This is a genomic window from Herbaspirillum sp. NPDC087042 (assembly GCF_044745245.1).
GTDB lineage: Bacteria > Pseudomonadota > Gammaproteobacteria > Burkholderiales > Burkholderiaceae_D > Herbaspirillum.
Genome location: NZ_JBIUZW010000026.1, coordinates 1 through 23,615, shown reverse-complemented (window position 1 = coordinate 23,615; position 23,615 = coordinate 1). Strand labels below are relative to the sequence as shown.

At 62.7% G+C, this 23,615-nt stretch carries 18 protein-coding genes, 1 tRNA gene and 1 pseudogene; 13 read left to right on the top strand and 7 right to left on the bottom strand.

Translation table 11 applies throughout. From position 1 onward, the window contains the following. Positions 1-357: 357 nt before the first annotated feature. Positions 358-492, top strand: a complete 135-nt coding sequence (locus ACIPHN_RS24375; RefSeq protein WP_400441370.1) for a hypothetical protein — start codon at positions 358-360, stop codon at positions 490-492. A gap of 10 nt (positions 493-502) precedes the next feature. Here ACIPHN_RS24375 and ACIPHN_RS24370 read toward each other — a convergent pair whose 3' ends face one another. Then, the gene (locus tag ACIPHN_RS24370) at positions 503-994 is read right to left on the bottom strand and encodes a YqaA family protein (protein ID WP_400441367.1); all 492 of its coding nucleotides are present in this window, start codon (positions 992-994) and stop codon (positions 503-505) included. A gap of 347 nt (positions 995-1,341) precedes the next feature. Here ACIPHN_RS24370 and ilvA point away from each other — a divergent pair, with 347 nt between their 5' ends. From ilvA to rapZ, 6 genes are all read left to right on the top strand, one after another. Beyond that, a complete protein-coding gene (gene ilvA / locus ACIPHN_RS24365) occupies positions 1,342-2,877 on the top strand; it encodes a threonine ammonia-lyase, biosynthetic (RefSeq protein WP_400441364.1) in 1,536 nt (511 codons plus the stop codon). Between the two features lie 99 nt (positions 2,878-2,976). Then, positions 2,977-3,843: an NADPH-dependent 7-cyano-7-deazaguanine reductase QueF gene (gene queF / locus ACIPHN_RS24360; protein WP_400441361.1), complete on the top strand. Its 867-nt coding sequence runs from the start codon at positions 2,977-2,979 to the stop codon at positions 3,841-3,843. Positions 3,844-4,133: 290 nt separating this feature from the next. Further along, a complete protein-coding gene (locus ACIPHN_RS24355; protein ID WP_400441359.1) occupies positions 4,134-4,742 on the top strand; it encodes a hypothetical protein in 609 nt (202 codons plus the stop codon). A gap of 270 nt (positions 4,743-5,012) precedes the next feature. Then, positions 5,013-5,486, top strand: a complete 474-nt coding sequence (locus ACIPHN_RS24350; protein ID WP_400441356.1) for a PTS sugar transporter subunit IIA — start codon at positions 5,013-5,015, stop codon at positions 5,484-5,486. Positions 5,487-5,532: 46 nt separating this feature from the next. After that, on the top strand, positions 5,533-6,471 hold the full coding sequence (hprK, locus tag ACIPHN_RS24345; protein WP_198984347.1) for an HPr(Ser) kinase/phosphatase: 939 nt from the start codon (positions 5,533-5,535) through the stop codon (positions 6,469-6,471). Between the two features lie 65 nt (positions 6,472-6,536). Further along, positions 6,537-7,439, top strand: a complete 903-nt coding sequence (gene rapZ / locus ACIPHN_RS24340; RefSeq protein ID WP_400441353.1) for an RNase adapter RapZ — start codon at positions 6,537-6,539, stop codon at positions 7,437-7,439. Here the strand turns inward: rapZ and mutY are convergent. Together mutY and mutM are read right to left on the bottom strand one after the other, a co-directional pair. Beyond that, positions 7,392-8,528 (bottom strand): A/G-specific adenine glycosylase, encoded by a 1,137-nt coding sequence (mutY, locus tag ACIPHN_RS24335; protein ID WP_400441351.1) that lies wholly within the window; start codon positions 8,526-8,528, stop codon positions 7,392-7,394. The genes rapZ and mutY overlap by 48 nt on opposite strands. Then, the gene (gene mutM / locus ACIPHN_RS24330; protein ID WP_400441348.1) at positions 8,525-9,346 is read right to left on the bottom strand and encodes a bifunctional DNA-formamidopyrimidine glycosylase/DNA-(apurinic or apyrimidinic site) lyase; all 822 of its coding nucleotides are present in this window, start codon (positions 9,344-9,346) and stop codon (positions 8,525-8,527) included. The genes mutY and mutM overlap by 4 nt, the downstream gene beginning before the upstream one ends. A 198-nt stretch (positions 9,347-9,544) precedes the next feature. Here mutM and ACIPHN_RS24325 point away from each other — a divergent pair, with 198 nt between their 5' ends. The 6 genes and pseudogenes from ACIPHN_RS24325 to ACIPHN_RS24300 all read left to right on the top strand — a co-directional run bounded on the left by ACIPHN_RS24325 (position 9,545) and on the right by ACIPHN_RS24300 (position 14,843). Further along, a complete protein-coding gene (locus ACIPHN_RS24325) occupies positions 9,545-11,350 on the top strand; it encodes a tetratricopeptide repeat protein (protein ID WP_400441345.1) in 1,806 nt (601 codons plus the stop codon). Next, complete coding sequence (gene lolB / locus ACIPHN_RS24320; protein ID WP_400441342.1) at positions 11,347-11,973, top strand: lipoprotein insertase outer membrane protein LolB; 627 nt, start codon at positions 11,347-11,349, stop codon at positions 11,971-11,973. Before ACIPHN_RS24325 ends, lolB begins: the two co-directional genes overlap by 4 nt. Before the next feature lie 35 nt (positions 11,974-12,008). Further along, the gene (ispE, locus tag ACIPHN_RS24315; RefSeq protein ID WP_400441341.1) at positions 12,009-12,878 is read left to right on the top strand and encodes a 4-(cytidine 5'-diphospho)-2-C-methyl-D-erythritol kinase; all 870 of its coding nucleotides are present in this window, start codon (positions 12,009-12,011) and stop codon (positions 12,876-12,878) included. A 70-nt stretch (positions 12,879-12,948) separates the two neighbouring features. Further along, a tRNA-Gln gene (locus tag ACIPHN_RS24310) sits at positions 12,949-13,025 on the top strand. A 127-nt stretch (positions 13,026-13,152) separates the two neighbouring features. After that, positions 13,153-14,103 (top strand): annotated as a pseudogene (locus tag ACIPHN_RS24305) (ribose-phosphate pyrophosphokinase). A 137-nt stretch (positions 14,104-14,240) separates the two neighbouring features. Beyond that, complete coding sequence (locus tag ACIPHN_RS24300) at positions 14,241-14,843, top strand: 50S ribosomal protein L25/general stress protein Ctc (protein WP_400441339.1); 603 nt, start codon at positions 14,241-14,243, stop codon at positions 14,841-14,843. Positions 14,844-14,928: 85 nt separating this feature from the next. On the opposite strand, the gene ACIPHN_RS24295 is transcribed toward ACIPHN_RS24300, so the two are convergent. The 4 genes from ACIPHN_RS24295 to ACIPHN_RS24280 all read right to left on the bottom strand — a co-directional run. Beyond that, positions 14,929-16,392 carry an SPFH domain-containing protein gene (locus ACIPHN_RS24295; RefSeq protein WP_400441337.1) on the bottom strand — a complete coding sequence of 488 codons (1,464 nt, stop codon included), beginning with the start codon at positions 16,390-16,392 and terminating at the stop codon, positions 14,929-14,931. A 216-nt stretch (positions 16,393-16,608) separates the two neighbouring features. Continuing rightward, on the bottom strand, positions 16,609-18,405 hold the full coding sequence (locus tag ACIPHN_RS24290) for a M61 family metallopeptidase (protein WP_400441335.1): 1,797 nt from the start codon (positions 18,403-18,405) through the stop codon (positions 16,609-16,611). Between the two features lie 166 nt (positions 18,406-18,571). Beyond that, positions 18,572-20,035, bottom strand: a complete 1,464-nt coding sequence (locus ACIPHN_RS24285) for a glutamate synthase subunit beta (protein WP_400441327.1) — start codon at positions 20,033-20,035, stop codon at positions 18,572-18,574. A 108-nt stretch (positions 20,036-20,143) separates the two neighbouring features. Further along, a partial coding sequence (locus ACIPHN_RS24280; protein WP_400441324.1) for a glutamate synthase-related protein occupies positions 20,144-23,615 on the bottom strand: 3,472 nt, incomplete at its 5' end.

Sequence of the window (23,615 nt, the reverse complement as noted above, 5' to 3'; positions counted from 1 at the left end):
TCTGCTGCCGGATATGCATTTTAGCCTATTGCCAAAACTCGCGATGGAATGCACCCGGTTTTGCCGGCTGGCAAGCTGTCGTTTTGGTCGTTTCGTGACGGTTGAGCGACGTTTGCGCGACGTTTCGGCGGGGATTACGCCTGATTTGCCTACGATAGCCTCAGGCAATCGCATTTATAAATATAATCAATTTTAGTTATTTGATTGCAAAAATCTATAATCCATCCAGACGACAGGGGTGTTCCCCTTCATGACCGAGGAGAATGTTATGTTGCAAGCATTGATGACCGAATTTCTGGAAAATCTAGCCATCACCCTGGCCGACTACGCCCAATGCAAGGCTTGAGGGAGACTGCCATGATCACCGCACTGATGAACGATGACAGCCCACGTTTCAAGCTCAAACCCCGCCACATTGCGGTCCTGGGGATCACGGCGGCCTTCCTGCTGATCCGCCTGCTGGAAAGCCTCTACCTTCAATTCAGCGGCTGACCGGCATGGCTCAGGAGAGCCAGTCCCCCACCTTGTGCCAGAAGCCGTCCGGCACATTCATGAGCAGCCAGGTCATCAGCACGTAGCGCACAAACTTGCCGATGGCCATGTAGGCCACCGACGGCCAGAACGGCAGGCGCAGCCAGCCCGCCAGCGTGCAGATGGGATCGCCGATGCCCGGCAGCCAGCCCAGCAGCATGGTCTTGGCGCCGAAGCGCTCCAGCCAGTGGAACCAGCGCGTGGAGCGCTCCTTGGCAAAGGCCTGCTTGGCGCCATAGCCCATCCAATAGTCGACCACGCCCCCCAGGGTATTGCCCACGGTGGCCACCAGGATCACCGGCCAGAACATGGCCGGGTTGGCCTTGATGACGGCAAAGACGGCCGGCTCCGAGCCCAGCGGCAGCAGGGTCGCGGAGATGAAGCTGATCAGGAAGACGGAGGTCAGCCCGACCGTGGGGACGGCCAGGATATTGAGCAGCCAGAGGATGGCGGATTCGATCATGCAGGAACGGAAATAAGGGCGGGAAAACTGGCCACAGCCAGGCGAAAAATTGCCGCACGGAAAACGCTGCGCGACGACGAAGCTCGCATTCTAGCTGGTGTCGGCTGCGGCGAAATCAAGAAGCTGGCGAGAGCCGATCAAAAATTCACTCCCCCCTCCCCGCCACCGGCCTTGCCGGCCAACGCCCCGCCTCCCTTATAATGATCAGTTCCCCTGGCACCGACCGGCTACCGCCGGCACCCACCCGGGGCAAACCCGATCGGCTTACCGAGCCGTTTTTTCCTTTTGCCTGATTGCGATATGACCGCGCCCAAACACGCTGCTGCTCGCCCTACTTCACTTCATTGATGACAAACATGAGTAACGATTATCTGAAAAAAATCCTGACCGCCCGCGTCTACGACGTCGCCCAAGAAACCCCGCTGGAACTGGCGAACACGCTGTCGCAAAGGATTGATAATCGAATTTACTTCAAGCGCGAGGATATGCAGAGCGTGTTCAGCTTCAAGCTGCGCGGCGCTTACAACAAGATGGCCCACCTGACGCCGGCGCAACTGAAGCGCGGCGTCATCTGCGCCTCGGCCGGCAATCACGCCCAGGGCGTGGCACTGTCGGCTGCCCGCCTGGGTTGCCGTGCGGTGGTGGTGATGCCCACCACCACGCCCCAGGTCAAGATCGATGCGGTCAAGGCCCGCGGTGGCGAGGTGGTGCTCTTCGGCGACTCCTTCACCGATGCCTACGAACACGCGCTGACGCTGGAAAAGAAACAGAAGCTGACCTTCGTGCATCCCTTCGACGATCCCTACGTGATCGCCGGCCAGGGCACGGTGGGCATGGAAATCCTGCGCCAGCACCCGGAACCGATCCACGCCATCTTCGTGGCCATCGGCGGTGGCGGCCTGATTGCCGGCGTGGCCTCCTACGTCAAGGCGGTGCGCCCTGACATCAAGATCATCGGCGTGCAGACCACCGATTCCGACGCCATGGCGCGCAGCATCAAGGCTGGCCGCCGCGTGGCGCTGCCCGATGTGGGCCTGTTCTCGGATGGCACCGCCGTCAAGCTGGTGGGCGAGGAAACCTTCCGCATCGCCCGCGAGCTGGTCGACGAGATCATCATCGTCGACACCGATGCGGTCTGTACCGCCATCAAGGATATCTTCCAGGACACCCGCAGCATCGTGGAACCGGCTGGCGCACTGGCTGTGGCCGGTGCCAAGGCCTACGTGGAGCGCGCCCGTGCCAGCAAGAAGCCCATCAAGGGCCAGTCGCTGGTGACCATCGCCTGCGGCGCCAACATGAACTTCGACCGCCTGCGCTTCGTGGCCGAGATGGCCGATGCCGGCGAGGCACGCGAGGCGGTCTTCGCCGTCACCATTCCCGAGGAGCGCGGCAGCTTCCGCCGCTTCTGCGAAACCGTCGGCCCGCGCAACGTCACCGAGTTCAACTACCGCATCAGCGATGCCAAGGCGGCGCATGTCTTCGTCGGTATCCAGGTGGCGGCGGCTGACGAGGCCGGCAAGATCGCCCGCAACTTCGAGAAGGCTGGCTTCGGCGTGCTCGACCTGACCCACGATGAACTGGCCAAGGTCCACATCCGTCACCTGGTGGGTGGCAAGAGCGAGCTGGCCAGCGACGAACTGCTGTATCGCTTCGAGTTCCCGGAACGTCCGGGCGCGCTGATGAAATTCCTCTCCAGCATGAGCCCGGGCTGGAACATCAGCCTGTTCCACTATCGTAACCAGGGCGGTGACGTGGGGCGCATCCTGATCGGCTTGCAGGTGCCGAAGAAGGAGATGAAGGAATTCCGCGCCTTCCTGGCCCAGCTGGGCTATCGTCACTGGGATGAGAGCCGCAACCCGCTGTACAAGCTGTTCCTCGGCTGATATCCGGCCGAGGCTGCACGCCCCTCTGGACTGGCGTGCGGCCTCGGCCTCATCCGCCCTTTGCATCATTGCAGTCCGTAGCACCGCAGGAGAATCCCCATGAACCACACTACCCCGCCCGCCTCCACCGCTGGCCACTCGCCGGAAAGCTCGCCCCTGGGCAAGAGCTCCGAGTATCCGACCCATTACGACCCCAGCCTGCTGTTTCCCATCCCGCGCGCGCCCAAGCGCGCCGAGTTGCAGATCAGTGGCACGCTGCCCTTCTTTGGCGCCGATTTCTGGACCGCCTATGAAATCTCCTGGCTGAACCTGCGCGGCAAGCCGCAGATCGCCATCGCGACCTTCATGGTGCCGGCCGACTCGCCCAACATCATCGAGTCGAAGTCGTTCAAGCTCTATCTCAACTCCTTCAACCAGGAGCGCCTGGAAAACGCCGACCAGCTGGTGGAAAAGCTGCGCACCGACCTGTCGGCCGCCGCCGGTGGTGCCGTGCAGGTCACGCTGACCGAAGCCGCGCAGTTCGGCCAGGTGCAGTTCGGTGAGCTGGGAGGACTGTCGCTGGACCGGCTGGACGTGGAAATCGAAGCCAGCGCCCACCCCGATGGCAGCATCCTGCGCGCCAGCCATGATGAAGCCACGGTCGAGGAAACCCTGGTGTCGCACCTGCTCAAGTCCAACTGCCCGGTGACCAGCCAGCCTGACTGGGGCAGCGTGCAGATCCACTATGTGGGTGCGCCGATCGACCAGGAACGCTTGCTGAAATACATCATCGGTTTCCGCGAGCACAACGAATTCCACGAGCAGTGCGTCGAACGCATCTTCACCGACATCCTGCGCTACTGCAGACCGCAGAAGCTGGCCGTCTATGCCCGCTACACCCGACGTGGCGGCCTGGACATCAATCCCTGGCGCAGCAATTTCTCCAGCGCCAAACCGCCTTCGCAACTGCGCAACGCGCGCCAGTGAGTCCTGCTGACACCGCCCGGGTGTCAGCAAATTGTTACCAGATCTGTCAACGATAGGCGATTGTGCCTCGGCAAATTGGCCTGCATGCTTGCAATTTGGTAACATCTCGCCCCTTTTCATTGTGGGCAAGTGCGGGATATTTTTGCCGCAACACCTGTCAGTCATCATGACGGGTGACATCTTCGGACGTGTTTCACCCGTCGCAAGTGCTTGACCATGACAACCCCTCGTCGCCACGCCCCGTCCGGCTTCCGGATGCGTGGGGCATTAGCCTGTAGTCCATAACAACGATGACAACCATCTCACAGCCCCGGCGCACCGGCGCCCCTCTCTCTTCTTCATTGCGTCGCCTGGCCCTGGCGGGCGCCGCCACCCTCGCGCTGGCACCGGCCGCCCACGCCGACGACGACCAGTACAGCCTGTGGCAAAGCGCCAAGGACCGCGCCGCCAATATCTGGAACCAGGGCGAGAGCGAGCTCTACCTCTCCGGCGTGGCCCATCACGGCCGCAGCACCTACTCCACCGAGAAGCTCAACGAACTCAACGAGCACGCCTGGGGCCTGGGCTACGGCAAGACCCTGCGCAATGAAAAGGGCGACGATGAATCCCTGTACGGCTTCGTCATCAAGGATTCGCACCGCCACCCGCAATACATGGCCGGCTATGCCTATGAATGGGTGTTCCCGATCGCCAAGACCGGACTGGAAGTGGGCCTGGGCGGCACCGCCATGCTCATGAGCCGCCAGGATTACCTCAACAGCGTGCCCTTCCCGGTACCGCTGCCGCTGGCCTCGATCGGCACCAAGAAGGGCAAGATCATGTTCGCCTATGTGCCGCGCCTGTCGGCCAACAAGAACAATGGCGACGTGCTGCTGATCTTCGGCCGCATCGAGATGTAAGAATGACCACGTAAGAGCACACCGGGCCTGTCCGTCACGCTACGGACAGGCATATCGAAAAACATCGAGAAATCATCAAAACACATCGCGGAATAGCTTGATTTACAACAAGTTTCCGCGCGTCATCACAGCCAAAGCCGAAAGTTGCGGCAAATTACGCCAGTCAAGCCCAATTCACCTCCTGTTCGACGTTTTCAAAGCGTTGCGGGGCCGGCAAACAGGCCTATAATCCTGCTCAAAGCTTCAGCCTGTAGCAATTCCTTGAGCGTCATGACTAATCTTGCAAAAATCCTGTCTCCAGAAAATGTGGTTCTGGATCTGGAAGTCTCCAGCAAAAAAAGAGCTTTCGAACAAGCCGGCCTGACCTTCGAAAACAACAGCGGTATCGCCCGCTCCACCGTTTCCGAAAACCTGTTCGCACGAGAGCGCCTCGGTTCGACCGGCCTGGGTCATGGCGTCGCCGTGCCCCACGGCCGCATCAAGGGATTGAAGGCGCCACTGGCGCTGTTCATGCGGCTGGCCGCACCGATCCCGTTCGAATCGCCCGATGGCCAGCCGGTCAAGCTGCTGGTGTTCCTGCTCATTCCCGACCATGTGACGCAGCAGCACCTGGAAATCCTCTCGGAAATCGCCGAGATGTTTTCCGACGATGCCTTCCGCAACGAGCTCACCACCGAAGCCGATGCCGCCGTGGTCCATGCCCGCATCGTGACCTGGCAGACCTCGATGGAAAAGGCCGGCTGAAGCGCGCCTCCTGCCGTACCCAACCCGTCAGCAGAACCGGATCTACATGCCCACCTATTCCGCGTTGTCGATACAGCAGCTTTACGAAGAAAATCGTGAATCCCTGCAATTGGGCTGGTTCGCCGGCTTCCCCGGCGGCGAACGGCTCATCTCCGGCGACGCCGTCTCGGCCTCCGATCAGGTCGGCCACCTGAACCTGATCCACCCGGGCCGCATCCAGGTCTTCGGCCACCAGGAAATCGAATACTACGATCGTCTCTCCAACACCTCGCGCGCCTACCAGACCGCCGAGCTGGTGGCGGGCGAGCCGCCGGCCTTCATCATCGCCCAGGGCCTGTCGACGCCGCCCCATATCCTGGCCGTCTGCGACGAAAAGAATATCCCGCTGTTCTCCACGCCCTTGCCGGCGGCGCAGGTGATCGACTACCTGCGGGTCTACCTGTCCAAGAAACTGGCCCAGCAGATCACCATGCATGGCGTGTTCATGGACGTGCTGGGCGTGGGTGTGCTCATCACCGGCGAATCGGGCCTGGGCAAGAGTGAACTGGGCCTGGAACTGATCTCGCGCAGCCACGGCCTGGTGGCCGACGATGCGGTGGAATTCGCCCGTATCGCGCCCAACATGATCGAGGGCCGCTGCCCGCCGCTGCTGCAGAACCTGCTGGAAGTACGTGGCCTGGGCCTCCTGGATATCAAGGCCATCTTCGGCGAGACCGCCGTGCGTCGCAAGATGCGCCTGAAGCTCATCGTGCACCTGGTCCGCCGCAGCACCCTGGAAGAAAACTACGAACGCCTGCCGCTGGATGCCCAATACGAGGAAGTGCTGGGCCTGCCGATCCGCAAGGTGGTCATCCCGGTGGCTGCCGGCCGCAACATCGCGGTGCTGCTCGAAGCCGCGGTGCGTAACACCATCCTGCAACTGCGCGGCATCGATACCCTCAAGGAATTCATCGAACGCCAGCGCCGCGCGATGAACGGCGAATAAGGCCACGACCTGCCCTGGCGGGGAGGTCGTCACCCATCACCACTGCATGCGTTATCATTGACAACATGCAAATCATCCTCATCACCGGCATCTCCGGTTCCGGCAAATCGGTGGCACTGCATGTGCTCGAGGACGCCGGCTATTTCTGCGTCGACAATCTGCCCCCTTCCCTGCTGTGCGATCTGGTACAGACCCGCATCCTGGAAGGCGCCAGCAGGCTGGCTGTCGCCACCGATGCGCGTAGCGCCGATTCGCTGGCGACCCTGCGCACCGATATCGAGCGCCTGCGCGCCGACGGCCATGACGTCAAGGTGTTCTTCCTGACGGCCTCTGATGAAACCCTGATCACGCGCTTCTCGGAAACCCGCCGCAGCCACCCGCTGTCGCACCGGATCCTGCATGGCAGCAACCCGCCCGATCGCCTGAGCCTGGTGGAATGCATCGCGCTGGAAAAGGACATGCTGGCCGACCTGCAGGAAAGCGCCCTGGTCATGGATACCTCCCAGCTCAGCGCCAACAAGCTGCGTCGCTGGATCAAGGACCTGGTGGACCTGGAAGGCTCGCCGCTGACCCTGCTCATCGAATCCTTCGCCTTCAAGCATGGCCTGCCGCTGGATGCCGACCTGGTCTTCGACGTGCGCATGCTGCCCAATCCGCACTACGACGCCAACCTGAGACCCCTGACCGGACGCGACCAGCCGGTCATCGAGTTCCTGGCCAGCTATCCGGAAGTGGCCGAGATGTACAACGACATCCGCGGCTTCGTGGAAAAGTGGCTACCGTCCTTCAAGTACGACAACCGCAGTTACCTGACCGTGGCCATCGGCTGCACCGGCGGCCAGCACCGCTCGGTCTACCTGGCCGAGCAACTGGCACGCCATTTCAGCATCAGCGAACAGGTGGTGTGCCGCCACCGCCAGCTAGACCGCCGCCAGCAGGTCGTCGCTACGCAAGACCCCAAGCAGTAGTTTCTTGACCGGCGCCGGCAAGGGCGCATCGGCCAGCTTGCGGGCGGGATACCACACCAGTCCCCGTTCGGCGATACGCTGGGTACGGCTTGTCAGGGCGACCTGGAATGGCGCCACATGCAGCTTGAAATGCGTGAAGACATGCGAGAACGGCTGCAGCTTGCGGCAGCCTTCGAGTTCACCATAGGGCGCCACCAGCGTGCGCAAGGCCTGGTCGAACCCGGCCGCATCGCCGGCGGCGATCTCAGGCAGCGACAATAGCCCACCCCAGATGCCGCTGTCGGGGCGCTGCTCCAGCAACACATCCTCGCCATGGGTGATCACCAGCATCACCGTCTCCCGTTCCGGCACGGCCTTCTTGGGCTTGCTCACCGGCAGCTCGGCCACCCTATCCTCGGCCAGCGCCACACAGCGCGCCGCCAGCGGACAACGTTCGCAGGACGGCTTGCCGCGCACGCACAGGGTCGCACCCAGGTCCATCAGGCCCTGTGTATAGGATTCGATATCCTGCTCCGGCAACAGGGCCACGGCGCGCAGCCATAGCTTGTCCTCGACGGGCTTGGCGCCAGGATAGCCGTCCACCCCGAACACCCGCGCAAATACCCGCTTGACGTTGCCATCCAGGATGGCGGCGCGGCGCCCATAGGAGAAGGCCGCGATGGCCGCCGCCGTGGAACGGCCAATGCCCGGCAGGTCAGCCAACAGTTCCGGGTCATCGGGGAAGCGCCCGCCATGCTCGGCCACCACCCGCTGCGCACACTTGTGCAGGTTGCGCGCGCGGGTGTAGTAGCCCAGGCCGCTCCACAAGGCCATCACATCCTCGGAGGGGGCGGCCGCCAGCGCGAACACATCCGGACAGCGCTCCAGGAAACGCTGGTAGTAGGGAATCACCGCTGCCACCTGGGTCTGCTGCAACATGATCTCGGAGAGCCAGACGCGATAGGCATCGCGCGTGTTCTGCCAGGGCAGCTTGTGGCGACCATGCTGCTTCTGCCAGGCGATCACCTCGGCTGAAAAGGAGGGATCGGCGTAGTCCTCACCCTGCGCTGCCGCCCGCTGGCGGCCTGCCTGTTCGACGATACCCTTCATTTCTGGCAGCTCACGCAATAGAAAGTGGAACGCTGGCCCTGCTTGATCTGGCGGATGGGCGTGGCGCAGATGCGGCAAGGTTCGCCGGTGCGGTTGTAGACAAAGTAACTCTGCTGGAAGTACCCCGACTGGCCGTTGACGGCGATGAAGTCACGCAAGGTGCTGCCACCCTGCTCGATGGCGGCGGCCAGCGTCTCGCGGATAGCCTCGGCCAGGCGCTCGTAGCGGGCCAGGCTGATCTTGCCGGCGGCGGTGCGGGGATTGATGCGGGCCTTGAACAGGCTTTCGGAGGCATAGATGTTGCCCACGCCAACGACGATGTCGCCGGCCAGCAGCACCTGCTTGATCGGTGCCGAACGGCCACGCGTCTGGCGGAACAGCTCGCGGGCGGTGAATTTTTCTTCCAGCGGCTCCAGCCCCAGGCTGCGCAGCAGCAGGTGTTCCTCGACCGCGCCATCGGCCAGGTCATGCCAGAGGATGGCACCGAAGCGACGCGGATCGGTCATGCGCATCACCTGGCCACCCACCAGCAGGTCGAAGTGATCGTGCTTTTGCGGGGTGATGCCCGGCGGCAGGATGCGCAGGTGTCCGGACATGCCCAGGTGCACGATCAGCGTGCCATGGTCGAAATGGATCAGCAGGTACTTGCCGCGACGTCCGGTGCTGCGCACCACGCGACCGGCCAGCAAGGCATCCAGGCCGGCAGGAAAAGGCCAGCGCAGGCCGGTATGGCGCATGACCACGCCGCTGACGGTCTGTCCCTCCAGGTAGGGGGCGACACCGCGGCGGGTGACTTCGACTTCTGGTAATTCTGGCATCTGGCTGCAACTAGGGAAGGTGTAGGCGACGGCGCCCGGGAAGGCCCATATGATAATGCAGTTGCCGAAAACAAGACCGGAAGCAAACAGCACAGCGCCATCGCAGCACGCGCACAAAGATGGATTACACTGCACTGTCAGCCAAGCCATGAGTGTTGCGCGTAAAATCGTCATTTCCCGAATCGTCAGGATGAAATCTTGAAAAAAACCATCGCCCTCCTTACCAGTTCCCTGCTGCTGAGCGCCTGCGCAAGTTTCCAGCAGTCCGGCGACAAGGCGAACGCCCAGGCGGCACCGGAGCAGAAGAGCGCGTCCGCCAAGGCGGCGAACAATCGCAAGAAAACGCCCAAGGCCAAGGTCCAGCCGCAGGAAGATGCGCTGCCGGCAGTCGAGCTGAGCGAAGACATCCTTTACAAAGTGCTGACAGCCGAGATCGCCTTCCAGCGCGGCCAGTGGCAATCGGCCTACGTGACCATCCTGTCGGCCGCCCAGCAGACACGCGATCCGCGCCTGGCCAAGCGTGCCGCCGAGATGGCGGTCATCGCACGCCAGCCCAGCGAAGCGCTGGTGGCGGTGCGCCTGTGGACCGAACTGGCGCCGCATTCGGATGAAGCCCTGCAGAACTACCTGGGCCTGATCATGCTCTCGGACAGCGTCGACGAGATCGAGCCGCTGCTGACCCAGCGCCTGGCCGATGCCGCACCGCAGGCACGCGGCCCGATGATCCTGCAGGTCCAGCGTCTGCTGGTGCGGGCCAAGGACAAGCAGGCCAGCTTTGCCATCCTGCAGAAGATCACCCAGCCCTATGGCGACCTGATGGAAACGCACCTGGCACTGGCCCAGGGCGCCTTCAGCGTCGGCGACAGCGACTACGCCCAGCGCGAAGCCCGCGCCGCGCTCAAGATCAAGCCCGACTCCGAACTGGCGGTACTGACCGCGGCCCAGGTGGCGTCGGACAACAAGGACGCCACCAAGCTGGTCTCGGACTTCCTGCGCAAGTACCCGGATTCGCGCGAGGTGCGCATCGCCTACGCGCGCAGCCTGGTGGAGCAAAAGAACTACAAGGATGCCCGTACCCAGTTCGAAGCCCTGCTCAAGGAAGATGGCGAAGACGCCACCACCCTCTTCGCGCTGGGGGTGCTGTCGGCCCAGACCAACCAGTTGAAGGATGCCGAGAACTACCTGCAGCGTTACCTGAAGGTATTGGCAGCCCAGCCCGAGGATGACCGCGACCCCAGCCAGGCGCTGCTGCTGCTCTCGCGCATCGCCGAGGAACGCAAGGACATGGATGCCGCCCTGCGCTATCTCGACCAGGCCGAGCCGGGCACCGACGGCTACGTCAACGTCCAGGTCCGCCGCGCCCAGCTGCTGGCCCGCAAGGCTGACATCGACGGCGCCCGCAAGGCGCTGGAAGACGCCCAGTCCGAATCGAGCAACGACGGCGAGCAATTGCAGCTGATCCAGGCCGAGTCGATGCTGCTGCGTGATGCCAATCGCCAGCAGGAAGCCGCCGATGTGCTCAAGGATGCCCTGGAACGCTTCCCCAACAACACCGACCTGCTGTACGACTATGCGATGGTGCTGGACAAGCTGGGCAAGTACGACCAGATGGAAGCCTCGCTGCGCCGGGTGATGAAGCTGGCCCCGGGCAACCAGCAGGCCTACAACGCGCTGGGATACTCGCTGGCCGATCGCAACGTGCGCCTGCCAGAAGCGCTGGAACTGATCCAGAAGGCCGCCGACATGGCGCCCGATGATGCCTTCATCGCCGACAGCCTGGGCTGGGTGCAATTCCGCATGGGTCAGGTGGAGCAGGCCGAGACACAGCTGCGCCGCGCCTACACCTTGCGCGACGACGTCGAGATCGGCGTGCACCTGGGCGAAGTGCTGTGGACCCGGGGCAAGCAGGATGAAGCGCGCGCGGTATGGCGCGAAGTCACCCTGAAGGATCCTGCGAATGAACTCCTGAAAAGCACGCTGACGCGGCTCAACGTGAAGCTATGAGCCGTTTCCGCCTTGGCGCCGGCACGCTGGTCGTCAGCCTGGCCAGCCTGCTGGCCGGTTGCGCCAGCCTGTCGCCACAGGACAGCGTACCGGCCACGGCCAGCGCGCCCGCCTACCAGTCCAGTATCGAAATCGATGGACGCATCTCGGTGCAATACCAGGAAGGCGACCGTCCGCAGTCGCTGCATGGCAGCTTCATCTGGACCCAGACCCCGCAGGAACTGAAGCTGGAGATGTTCTCGCCGCTGGGCCAGACGGTGGCGACCATCAACGTCAAGCCCGGCATCGCCACGCTGGTGCAGTCGGGCCGCGCCCCGCAGGTGGCCGCCGATGTGGATGAACTGGCCGCGCAATCGCTGGGCTGGCCGCTGCCGGTCTCGGGCATGCGCCAATGGCTGCAAGGCAGCGGCACCGATGCCGCCGGCCAGCCTTTCCGTGCCCGCCCCGGCCAGGCCGACGCGGGCTACACCACCAGCGATGGCTGGCGCGTGGTCTATGCCAACTGGGAAACCGATGCCGCCAGCGGCCAGAGCCGCCCCAAGCGCATCGACATGAGCCGCAGCACCGCACAGGCTGGCCAGGTCGCCATCCGCGTGGCCATCGACGGCTGGAAGCAGCCCTGAGCACCGCCCTCCCTCTATCCGAACCCGCAAGACGCATGACCACCGCCCTCACCGCCTGCCCGGCCCCCGCCAAGCTCAACCTGTTCCTGCATGTGACCGGCCGGCGGCCGGACGGCTACCATCTGCTGCAATCGGCCTTCCAGCTGATCGACCGCTGTGACACGCTGGATTTCGCGCTGCGCGAGGATGGCCAGATCCGGCGTACCAATGAGGTCCCAGGCGTACCGGCCGAATCCGACCTGGTCATCCGTGCGGCCCGCCTGCTGCGGGAGGCCAGCGGCAACCAACAGCTCGGCGCCGACATCACCGTCCACAAGATCCTGCCCATGGGCGGCGGGGTCGGCGGAGGCTCTTCCGATGCGGCCACCACGCTAATGGTCTTGAATCATTTGTGGGATTGCGGCTACAATCGCGCCCAGCTCATGGAAATGGGCCTGAAGCTGGGTGCTGATGTTCCCTTCTTCCTGTTCGGCCGCAATGCCTTCGCTGAGGGTGTTGGTGAGGATCTGTCGGTGCTGGTGACCGCGGATTGCTGGTTCGTAGTGATTGAACCAGGCGTATCGGTTCCAACTTTAATAATTTTTTCATCAAAGTTGTTGACAAGGGATACCGAAGCCGTCAGAATAACGGACTTTCCTGATGCGACGAAACAAATCGCTTCCAGCTTCGGGAAAAACGATCTGGAAATGGTGGCAACAGCGCATTTTCCTGAAGTCGCAGCAGCCGTCGAATGGCTGGGCAAGTTCGGAGATGCCAGGATGACCGGATCTGGCGCCTGTGTGTTTTGTGCATTCGAACACGAACATCAGGCAGACGAAGTGCTCAAGCAGTTGCCTTCGCGCTGGATCGGCTGGAAAGCCAAAGCGATGCAGGAACATCCTCTCGCCCATTTATTGCAGTCGTAAGAGAATTAGCTTAGCCGAAGACGCCGCGCCTGATACAGAGCGCGCTGAAACGGAAAGCAGCAAGTTGAGTAGGGGAATCGCCAAGCTGGTTAAGGCACCGGATTTTGATTCCGGCATTCCAAGGTTCGAATCCTTGTTCCCCTGCCATTTAATTCGGACAGGCCGTTTTTTCAGGCCCGGGGCCAGTCAAAAAAATAAGCCGTCAATGTGAGACCATCAAGTCAAGCATTGTCGGCTTTTCGACTTTTTAACGATTGCATTCAGGGATACCCACATGGCACTTGAGAACCTGATGGTTTTTACTGGCAACGCCAACCCCGAACTGGGGCGCGGCGTCGCTGAGAAACTCGGTATCCCTCTGGGCAAGGCCAACGTTTCCTAGTTCTCCGACGGCGAAGTCATGGTCGAGATCAATGAAAACGTTCGCGGCAAGGATGTCTTCGTGCTGCAGTCCACCTGCGCACCGACCAATGACAACCTGATGGAAATCATGATCATGGTCGATGCCCTGAAGCGCGCATCGGCCGGTCGCATCACCGCAGCCATCCCCTACTTCGGCTATGCCCGCCAGGATCGTCGCCCGCGTTCGGCACGTGTTGCCATCTCGGCCAAGGTCGTGGCCAACATGCTGCAGGAAGCCGGCGTCGAGCGCGTCCTGATCATGGATCTGCACGCAGACCAGATCCAGGGCTTCTTCGACATTCCGGTGGACAACATCTACGCCTCGCCCATCCTGCTGGGCGACCTGGTCAACAAGAACTACGACGACCTGCTGGTGGTCTCGCCCGACGTCGGCGGCGTGGTGCGCGCCCGCGCGCTGGCCAAGCGCCTGAACTGCGACCTGGCCATCATCGACAAGCGTCGTCCGAAGGCCAACGTCTCCGAAGTGATGAACATCATCGGTGAAGTCGAAGGCCGCAACTGCGTGATCATGGATGACATGGTCGACACCGCCGGCACCCTGACCAAGGCTGCCGAAGTGCTCAAGGAACGTGGCGCCAAGAAGGTCGTGGCCTACTGTACCCACCCGGTGCTGTCGGGTCCGGCCATCGACCGTATCGCCAATTCGCCCCTGGATGAACTGGTGGTGACCGATACCATCCCACTGTCGCCCGCTGCACGCGGTTGCCCGAAGGTTCGCCAACTGACCTGCGCGGACCTGCTGGCCGAGACCTTCAAGCGCATCACGAAGGGCGACTCGGTGATGTCGCTGTTCGCCGAGTAAGACAAGTATTCGCCTCGTTGCAGGTTTCCTGCAGCGAGGTTTTTTCATATTCCCTGGTCGCGGGGAATATTTAACACGCGGGACAACCGTCGCTTGAATGATTCAACGACGAGCCCCGCCAACATTGGAGCTTCAACATGAAAGTCATCGCATTTGCGCGTAATGAACAGGGCACCGGAGCGAGCCGCCGCCTGCGTCGCGCTGGCCAAACCCCGGGTATCGTCTACGGTGGCACCGCTGCCCCGCTGAACATCGCTGTTGACCACAACGCGCTGTACCACGCCCTGAAGAAAGAAACCTTCCACTCGTCCATCCTGGACCTGGAAATCGACGGCAAGGTCGAGCAAGTTCTGCTGCGTGACTTCCAAGTCCACGCGTTCAAGCAACTGGTCCTGCACGTTGACTTCCAACGTGTTGACGCTTCCCAGAAGCTGCACACCAAGGTGCCCCTGCACTTCGTGAACGCTGACGTGTCCCCGGCCGTCAAGCTGCACGCTGGCATCATCAGCCACGTGGCTGCTGAACTGGACGTGACCTGCCTGCCGAAGAACCTGCCCGAGTTCATCGAAGTCGACCTGTCCAAGCTGGACGTCGGCCAATCGATCCACCTGGCTGACCTGAAGCTGCCCAACGGCGTCACCGCCGTGACCCAGGAAAACGTGACCATCGCCACCGCCACCGTGCCGGCTGGTCAAGTGTCCGCTGAAGGCGCTGCTGCTGGTACTGAAGAAGCCAAGTAATCCGGTTTCTTCCGCTACAAAAAAAACCCGCCGATCCGGCGGGTTTTTTCGTTAACGGTGCCAGCTTGCGGCGCCGGCATCGCAATTATCTCCGGCCCGCCTCGCCGGCCACCGCAGCGGCCGTCGGACTGCCTGTCACCGCGCCCACCAGCGCTCCGGTGGTGGCCCCCTGGGCCAGCATCGGTGCCAGCTGATCCAGGAACTGCTTGCCTTCCGGTGTCTGGCTCAATGCCGCCAGCATGCCGGTGAGCTTGGTACCGCCGGCTGGCGTGAAGAGGTCACCCAGGCGGGCGACACCCTGCTGCATGTCGCCCGCATTGGCAATCACCTTCAGGTCGGCATGCTGCATGGCCCGCGCCATTTCCAGACCCACGTCACGACCCACTTCGACCTGCTTGATGGTGATCAGGTATTGCTGATAGCCGGCATTGGCACCGATTTCCTTGGCCAGCTGGATCTGCGTGGTGACCGGTGCCATCAGCATGGCCTGCTCGGCAGCAGCAGCCGCCTCGCCACGGGCGCGGATACCGTCGGCTTCCTTGAGCGCCGCCGCCAGGTCACCCTCGGCCTTGGTAGTGACGGCCTGTTTCTGCGCATCCGCATTGATGACCTGCACCTGCTTCTGGGCATCCGCATTGACCACGGCCACCTGCTTCTCCTGCTCGGCGCGCACGGCAGCGACGTCCCGCGCGATTTCGGCGCCGCGCACCTGCTGCACCTTCTTGACGTCCATGTCGCGCTCGGTGGTCGTCTTGGCTGCGGCCTTGATCTCCTGCTGCGCCTGCTCATTGGCGATACCGACCTGCTTCTCCTTTTCGGCCGTGCGCAAGCCCACCTGCTGGGCGGCATCCTGGCGTTGCACTTCCACGGTACGCTTGGCATCGATTTCGGCCAGCTCGGCCTGGCGCTGGTTCTCGGCGACCTTGACGCGGCTTTCCATCTCGATGCGTGACTTTTCCTTGGCCATCACGTTGTTGATGACCGTACTTCCGGGGGCATCGCGCAGATCCATGAATTCGATGGTCTTCACCGGCAGCACACCCCACTGCGAGATCTGTTCCTGCACTTCCATCGTGAACTGCGCACCCAGCTCGGCACGGGATTGCATGATGTCTTCCAGCGCATTGGTGGCCAGCACACGCCGCACCGCGCCTTGCAACACGGCCTTGAGGTCGGTGTGCAAGGCGTCGAAGGTGGCGACCCGCTGGGCGGCCGTCTCGGCATTGTCCACGCGGAAGAAGGCCACGGCATCGATGACGAAGGGCAGCCGCTCCTTGTCATAGGCCTCGTAGTCGTTCAGCGCGACCTGGAAGATGCTTTCGGGGAATTCGGTCACCGTGATACCCAGCTTGGGCAACCAGCTCGGCCAGGCGTAATAGGTATTGCCGGCAGGCTTGCCGCGCCCGTAGGGCGTACTTGAATGGGATGTCTGGACGATATGCACCATGTTGGTAGGAACCACGCGGCGCAAGGTGACGGCGATGACGAAGACCAGCAACAGCACGGCGGCGGCGAAGGCCGCGATCAGACTCAACAGCAGGATGCCCATACCTCTCCTTGTGGATGGAAGAACGGTCGCCGCAGGGCGGCAACCTCAGATCAGACATCGCGCATGGCACTTGTGCCGACGACGATGCTGCCTCGTGCATAGCGCAATCTCCGAGGGATTCTCATCTTACAAGGTATTTCCTCGATGCAACACTGCACCATGGACGAAAACTGCCGGACCGATCTCGCCACGGTGGACGCGATCAGCCCTGTCGATTCAGGCGCGGCTCTTGAGCCAGGCCTCGCGCTGGCGCACCACCGCCACCGGCTTGCCCACGGCCTTGAGGCTGACCTGCGGCGCCGTATCGGCCTTGAGCTTGACGCTGAACTCCATCAGTTCATCGCGACGGAAGGCGTGGATGCGTACCGTGTCATTGATACGGTAACGTGCCAGCAGGCCATCCGGACCGGCAGCCGGCACGCGCAAACCGTCCAGCGCCACCAGCTTGTCGCCCGCCGACAGGCCAGCCTGCATTGCCGGACCGCCCTCGTAGACGGTGGCCAGCTTGGCATCCGCCCCCTCCTTGGTGACACGCGCACCCAGCCAGGGTCGGGCATCCTTGGGCAGATCGACCTCATAGGCTACGCCATAGGCCGGCAGCAATGCCTCCAGCGGTACATCCTCGGTGCCCCGGATGTGGCGGTCATAGTAGCCCTTGAGATCGGCATCGCTCCACTGCTCCATCAGCGCCAGGATCTCGTCCTCGCCGACACCACGCCCGACGCCTTCGTAGAAGTCGCGGCCGTAGCGCGCCCACAATCCGCGCATCACGTCATCCAGCGAACGGCGGCCACGGGTCTGCTGGCGGATAGTGAGGTCCAGTCCCAGCGCCACCAGCGAACCCTTGGTGTAGTAACTGACGATGGCATTGGCGGCATTCTCGTCCTGGCGGTAATACTTGACCCAGGCATCGAAACTGGATTCGGCCACGCTCTGCTTCTTGCGGCCGCTACCGCGCAACACGCCGGTGACGGTCTTGGCCACCAGCTTGAGATAGTTGTCGGTATCGATGACACCGGTACGCACCAGGAAGAGGTCATCGTAATAGCTGGTGAAGCCCTCGAAGAGCCACAGCAGCGAGGTGTAGTTTTCCTGGCGCAGGTCATAGGGGGCGAACACCGCCGGCTTGATGCGCTTGACGTTCCAGGTATGGAAATATTCGTGGCTGCACAGGCCCAGGTAGGTGCGATAGCCATCGGTCTGTTCGGGACGGCCCTTGACCGGCAGGTCGGCGCGCGAGCAGATCAGCGCGGTCGAGGCACGGTGCTCCAGGCCACCATAGCCGTCGCCCACGGCCAGGGTCATGAAGACATAGCGCTCCATGGGCGCGCGCTTGCTGCGCGGCTCGAAGAAGGCGATCTGGGCTTCGCAGATCTTCTTGAGATCGTCGCACAGGCGCGTCATGTCCAGGTTGAGGACGCGGCCGGTGATGACCACGTCATGCGGCACGCCGTGAGCCTGGAAGCTGGCCAGCGCGAACTCGCCCAGCTCCACCGGATGATCGATCAGCTCGTCGTAGTTCTGTGCCACGTAGGTGCCGAAGCCATAGCGCTTGGCCTTGAGTTCGGCCAGGGCCGTGGCCACGCGCCAGCGCTTGAATGTCTCGCCCTCCGGACGACGGATCTCCACCACCTGCTGACCCTGCTCGAAACCGTGCGCAGCCAGGAACACGCTGGTGCCATTGAAGAAGCCATGGGTGCCATCCAGATGCGCAGTACGTACCGACAGGTCCCAGGCGTAGACCTGGTAATGCAGGGTGAGCGCGCCCTTGCAGGGGGCGGCTTGCCAGGTGTGCTTGTCCAGCTTCCTGACCTGCACCTTGCGGCCGCCCGATTCGCCGCGCAAGGCCACGATGTTCTTGCCGAACTCGCGGATCATGTAGCTGCCCGGAATCCATGCCGGCAGGGAAAACACCTGGCCCTCCGGGGCCGGCGAATCCACGGTGACGCTGACGTCATAGACGTGGGAGGCGGGATCGAGGGAGGTGATGCTGTAGCGGATCGGGGTGGCCATTGCAGTGTGGAGATGATGCCGGCGGGCGGCGATGGCCCATTTTACACGCGGCCAAAATAAAAAAAACCGGACCGACTTGCGTCGGTCCGGGTCCAGGGTCAAATGAAACTAACCGTTAAAACTTTTTAAATCATATAAATCGTTTAACGCAAAGCCGTCAGCGGGATCAGCGCGGCAGCAGCGAGCTGCCCATCAGGAACTCGTCCACGGCGCGGGCGCACTGGCGACCTTCGCGGATCGCCCACACCACCAGCGACTGGCCGCGACGCATGTCGCCTGCCGCAAAGACCTTGTCCACCGAGGTCTTGTAGCAGCCTTCGCCATCAGTGGTGGCCTTGGCGTTGCCGCGGGCATCCTTCTCAACGCCGAAGGCATCCAGCACCTGCTGCACCGGCGAGACGAAGCCCATGGCCAACAGCACCAGGTCGGCCTTGATCTCGAATTCGGAATCAGGGACTTCGACCATCTTGCCGTCCTTGAACTCGACGCGCGCAGCGATGAGCTTCTCGACCTTGCCGCCCTTGCCTTCCAGGCGCTTGGTGGTCACCGCGAAATCGCGCTCGCAACCTTCTTCGTGCGAGGACGAGGTACGCAGCTTGATCGGCCAGTAGGGCCAGACCAGCGGCTTGTTCTCGGACTCGGGCGGTTGCGGCATCAGTTCGAACTGGGTCACGGCAGTGGCACCATGACGGTTGGAGGTACCCACGCAGTCGGAGCCGGTATCGCCGCCACCGATGACGACCACGTTCTTGCCGGTAGCCATGATCTGGTTCTTCAGCTTGTCGCCGGCGTTGACCTTGTTCTGCAGCGGCAGGAAGTCCATGGCGAAATGCACGCCCTTCAGTTCGCGACCCGGCACCGGCAGATCACGCGGCGCCTCGGCGCCACCGGCAATGACGACGGCATCGAATTCCTTCTTCAGCTCGTCGGGGGAGACGGTTTCCTTGGACCAGTTGTTGACGGTCTCGGGGAAATCCTTGCCCACGAAGACGCTGGTGCGGAACGTCACGCCTTCGGCCTTCATCTGTTCCACGCGCAGGTCGATGTGCGACTTTTCCATCTTGAAGTCGGGGATGCCGTAACGCAGCAGGCCACCCACGCGATCACTCTTCTCGAACACGGTCACGTCGTGACCGGCGCGCGCCAGCTGCTGGGCAGCGGCCATGCCGGCAGGACCGGAACCGACCACGGCGACCTTCTTGCCGGTCTTGATGGCAGCCGGTTGCGGCACCACCCAGCCGTTTACCCAGCCCTTGTCGATGATGAAGTGCTCGATCGACTTGATGCCCACGGCGTCGTTGTTGATGCCCAGGGTGCAGGCCGCTTCGCAGGGTGCCGGGCAGATACGGCCGGTGAACTCGGGGAAGTTGTTGGTCTGGTGCAGGGTGTCCAGGGCTTCCTTGTAGTTGCCGCGGTAGACCAGGTCATTCCAGTCGGGAATGATGTTGTTGACCGGGCAGCCGTTGTTGCAAAAGGGGATGCCGCAGTCCATGCAACGCGCGCCCTGGATCTTGGCGTCGGCGTCGCTCAGGTGCAGGACGAACTCCTTGTAGTGCTTGGTGCGCGCTGCAGGCGCTTCGCTGGCCTCTTTCAGGCGCTGGTACTCCATGAAACCGGTTGCTTTTCCCATTTTCCTCTCACATTCTCGCTAAGGATGCGGCGGGCGGCGCTCTTCATCTCTGGCGCCACGCCCGCCGGCGTGCTTGATTGACTCGAAAGTTACGCTGGCTGATGACGATCAGGCAGCGACCTTCTCCTTCTTCGATTGGGCGGCAGTGGCCAGCTCGGCCAGCGCGCGCTTGTACTCCGTCGGGAACACCTTGACGAACTTGGCGCGCGATGCCGCCCAGTTATCCAGCAGGTAGCGCGCACGCGTGCTGCCGGTGTACTTGAAGTGACGCTCAATCAAGCCGCGCAGGATGGCTTCGTCGGTCTGGCGCTCGCCACCACGTTGCAGGCTGTGCCAGATATCACGACCCATGGCGTGCTCCTGCTCGGTGTCGGCCAGGACCTTCTCCAGGCTCACCATGGCGGTGTTGCACTTGCCGGCGAAATCACCTTCCGGGTCGTACACATAAGCGATACCGCCCGACATGCCGGCTGCGAAGTTGCGGCCAGTATTGCCCAGCACCACCACGGTGCCGCCGGTCATGTATTCGCAACCGTGGTCACCGGTGCCTTCGACCACGGCGGTGGCACCCGAGTTACGCACGGCGAAACGCTCGCCGGCCACGCCGTTGATGAAGGCTTCGCCAGTGATGGCGCCGTACAGCACGGTGTTACCCGAGATCATGTTGTCCACGGCGCGGCCACGGAACTCGGTGTTGGGACGCACGATGATGCGACCACCCGAGAGACCCTTGCCGACGTAGTCGTTGCCTTCGCCAACCAGGTCCAGGGTCACGCCCTTGGCCAGGAAGGCGCCGGCCGACTGGCCTGCGGTACCTTGCAGCTGGATGTGGATGGTGTCGTCCGGCAGGCCTTCATCGCCGTAACGCTTGGCCACTTCGCCCGAGAGCATGGCGCCGACGGTGCGGTTGAGGTTCTTGATCGGGGAGATGAAGGAGACCTTCTCGCCCTTTTCCAGCGCGATCTTGGCTTGCGCGATCAGCTTGTGGTCCAGTGCCTTGTCCAGGCCGTGATCCTGGTTGTCGGTGTGATAGACCGGCAGTTCCGATTCCGGCTGGTAGAAGATGCGACCGAAGTCCAAACCCTTGGCCTTCCAGTGGGCAATCGCCTTGGAACGGTCCAGCAGGTCGGCGCGGCCGATCAGCTCGTCGAACTTGCGGATGCCCAGCTGGGCCATGATCTGGCGCGCTTCTTCAGCGATGAAGAAGAAGAAGTTGACCACGTGCTCCGGCTTGCCGGAGAACTTGGCGCGCAGCACCGGATCTTGCGTCGCCACGCCCACCGGGCAGGTGTTCAGGTGGCACTTGCGCATCATGATGCAGCCCTCGACCACCAGCGGTGCGGTGGCGAAGCCGAACTCGTCGGCGCCCAGCATGGCGCCGATGACGACGTCACGACCGGTCTTCATCTGGCCGTCGGCCTGCACGCGGATGCGGTTACGCAGGCCGTTCAAGACCAGGGTCTGCTGGGTTTCAGCCAGGCCCAGTTCCCACGGGGAGCCGGCATGCTTGATCGAGGACAGCGGCGATGCACCGGTACCACCGTCATGACCCGCGATGACCACGTGATCGGACTTGGCCTTGGCCACACCCGCAGCCACGGTACCCACGCCCACTTCGGAAACCAGCTTGACCGAGATCGAGGCGCGCGGATTGACGTTCTTCAGATCGTGGATCAGCTGAGCCAGATCTTCGATCGAGTAGATGTCGTGGTGCGGCGGCGGCGAGATCAGGCCCACGCCCGGCACCGACACGCGCAGCTTGGCGATGTACTCGGAGACCTTGTGGCCCGGCAGCTGGCCACCTTCGCCCGGCTTGGCGCCCTGCGCCATCTTGATCTGGATCTGGTCGGCCGAGATCAGGTATTCAGCGGAGACGCCGAAACGACCCGAGGCCACCTGCTTGATGCGCGAGCGCAGCGAATCGCCGGCCTGCAGCGGGATATCGACTTCGATGTGTTCGCGGCCGATTTCCGACGCCAGGGTCGCGCCCTGCTTGATGGGGATGCCCTTGAGCTCATTGCGGTAGCGGTTGACGTCCTCGCCACCTTCACCGGTGTTGGACTTGCCGCCGATGCGGTTCATCGCGATGGCCAGGGTGGCGTGGGCTTCGGTCGAGATCGAGCCCAGCGACATGGCGCCGGTGGCGAAGCGCTTGACGATGTCCTTGGCCGGTTCCACCTCATCGATGGAAATGGCACGCGACGGATCGATCTTGAACTCGAACAGGCCACGCAGCGTCATGTGGCGCTTGGACTGGTCGTTGATGATCTGGGCGTATTCCTTGTAGGTGTTGTAGCTGTTCGAACGGGTCGAGTGCTGCAGCTTGGCGATCGCGTCCGGGGTCCACATGTGCTCTTCGCCGCGGATACGGAAGGCGTATTCGCCACCGGCGTCCAGCGCATTGGCCAGCACCGGGTCGGTGCTGAAGGCGGCGGTGTGCAGGCGCAGCGCTTCCTCGGCCACTTCGAACACGCCGATACCTTCGACGTTGGACGCGGTGCCCTTGAAGTACTTGTTCACCAGCGCCTTGGACAGGCCGATGGCTTCGAAGATCTGCGCGCCGCAGTAGGACATGTAGGTCGAGATGCCCATCTTGGACATGACCTTCAGCAAGCCCTTGCCGACTGCCTTCTGGAAGTTGTAGATGGCCTTTTCCGGCGACAGGTCACCCGGCAGGCCCTTGGCCATCTCCGACAGGGTGTCCATGGCCAGGTAGGGGTGGATGGCTTCGGCGCCATAACCTGCCAGCAGGGCGAAGTGATGGGTTTCGCGGGCCGAGCCGGTTTCCACCACCAGACCGGTGGAGGTACGCAGGCCCTTGCTGACCAGGTGCTGGTGGATGGCCGAGGTGGCCAGCAGTGCCGGGATGGGCAGCTGGTCGGCATCGACCTTGCGGTCCGAGACGATCAGGATGTTGTGGCCCGACTTGACCGCATCGACAGCCTTGGCGCACAGCGAGGCCAGGCGCGCTTCAATGCCTTCCTTGCCCCAGGCGACCGGATAGCAGATGTTCAGTTCATAGGACTTGAACTTGCCACCGCTGTGGGCGCTGATGTTGCGCAGCTTGGCGATGTCGTCATAGTCCAGCACCGGCTGCGACACTTCCAGGCGCATCGGCGGGTTGATGTTGTTGGTATCCAGCAGGTTCGGCTTGGGGCCGATGAAGGACACCAGCGACATGACCAGCGCTTCGCGGATCGGGTCGATCGGCGGGTTGGTCACCTGCGCGAACAGCTGGCGGAAGTAGTTGTAGAGCGGCTTGTTCTTGTTGGACATGACCGCCAGCGGCGAGTCATTGCCCATGGAGCCGATGGCTTCCTCGCCGCCCGTGGCCATGGGGGCCATCAGGAACTTGACGTCTTCCTGGGTGTAGCCGAAGACCTGCTGCAGGTCCAGCAGCTTCAGGGACGACGACGGCTGGCGCGGCTCTTCCTTCAGCTCGTCGAGCTTGACGCGCACCGAGTTGATCCACTGCTTGTAGGGCTTGGCGTTGGCGTAGGTGTCCTTGAGTTCCTTGTCATCGATGATGCGACCGGCATCCAGGTCGATCAGGAACATCTTGCCCGGCTGCAGGCGCCAG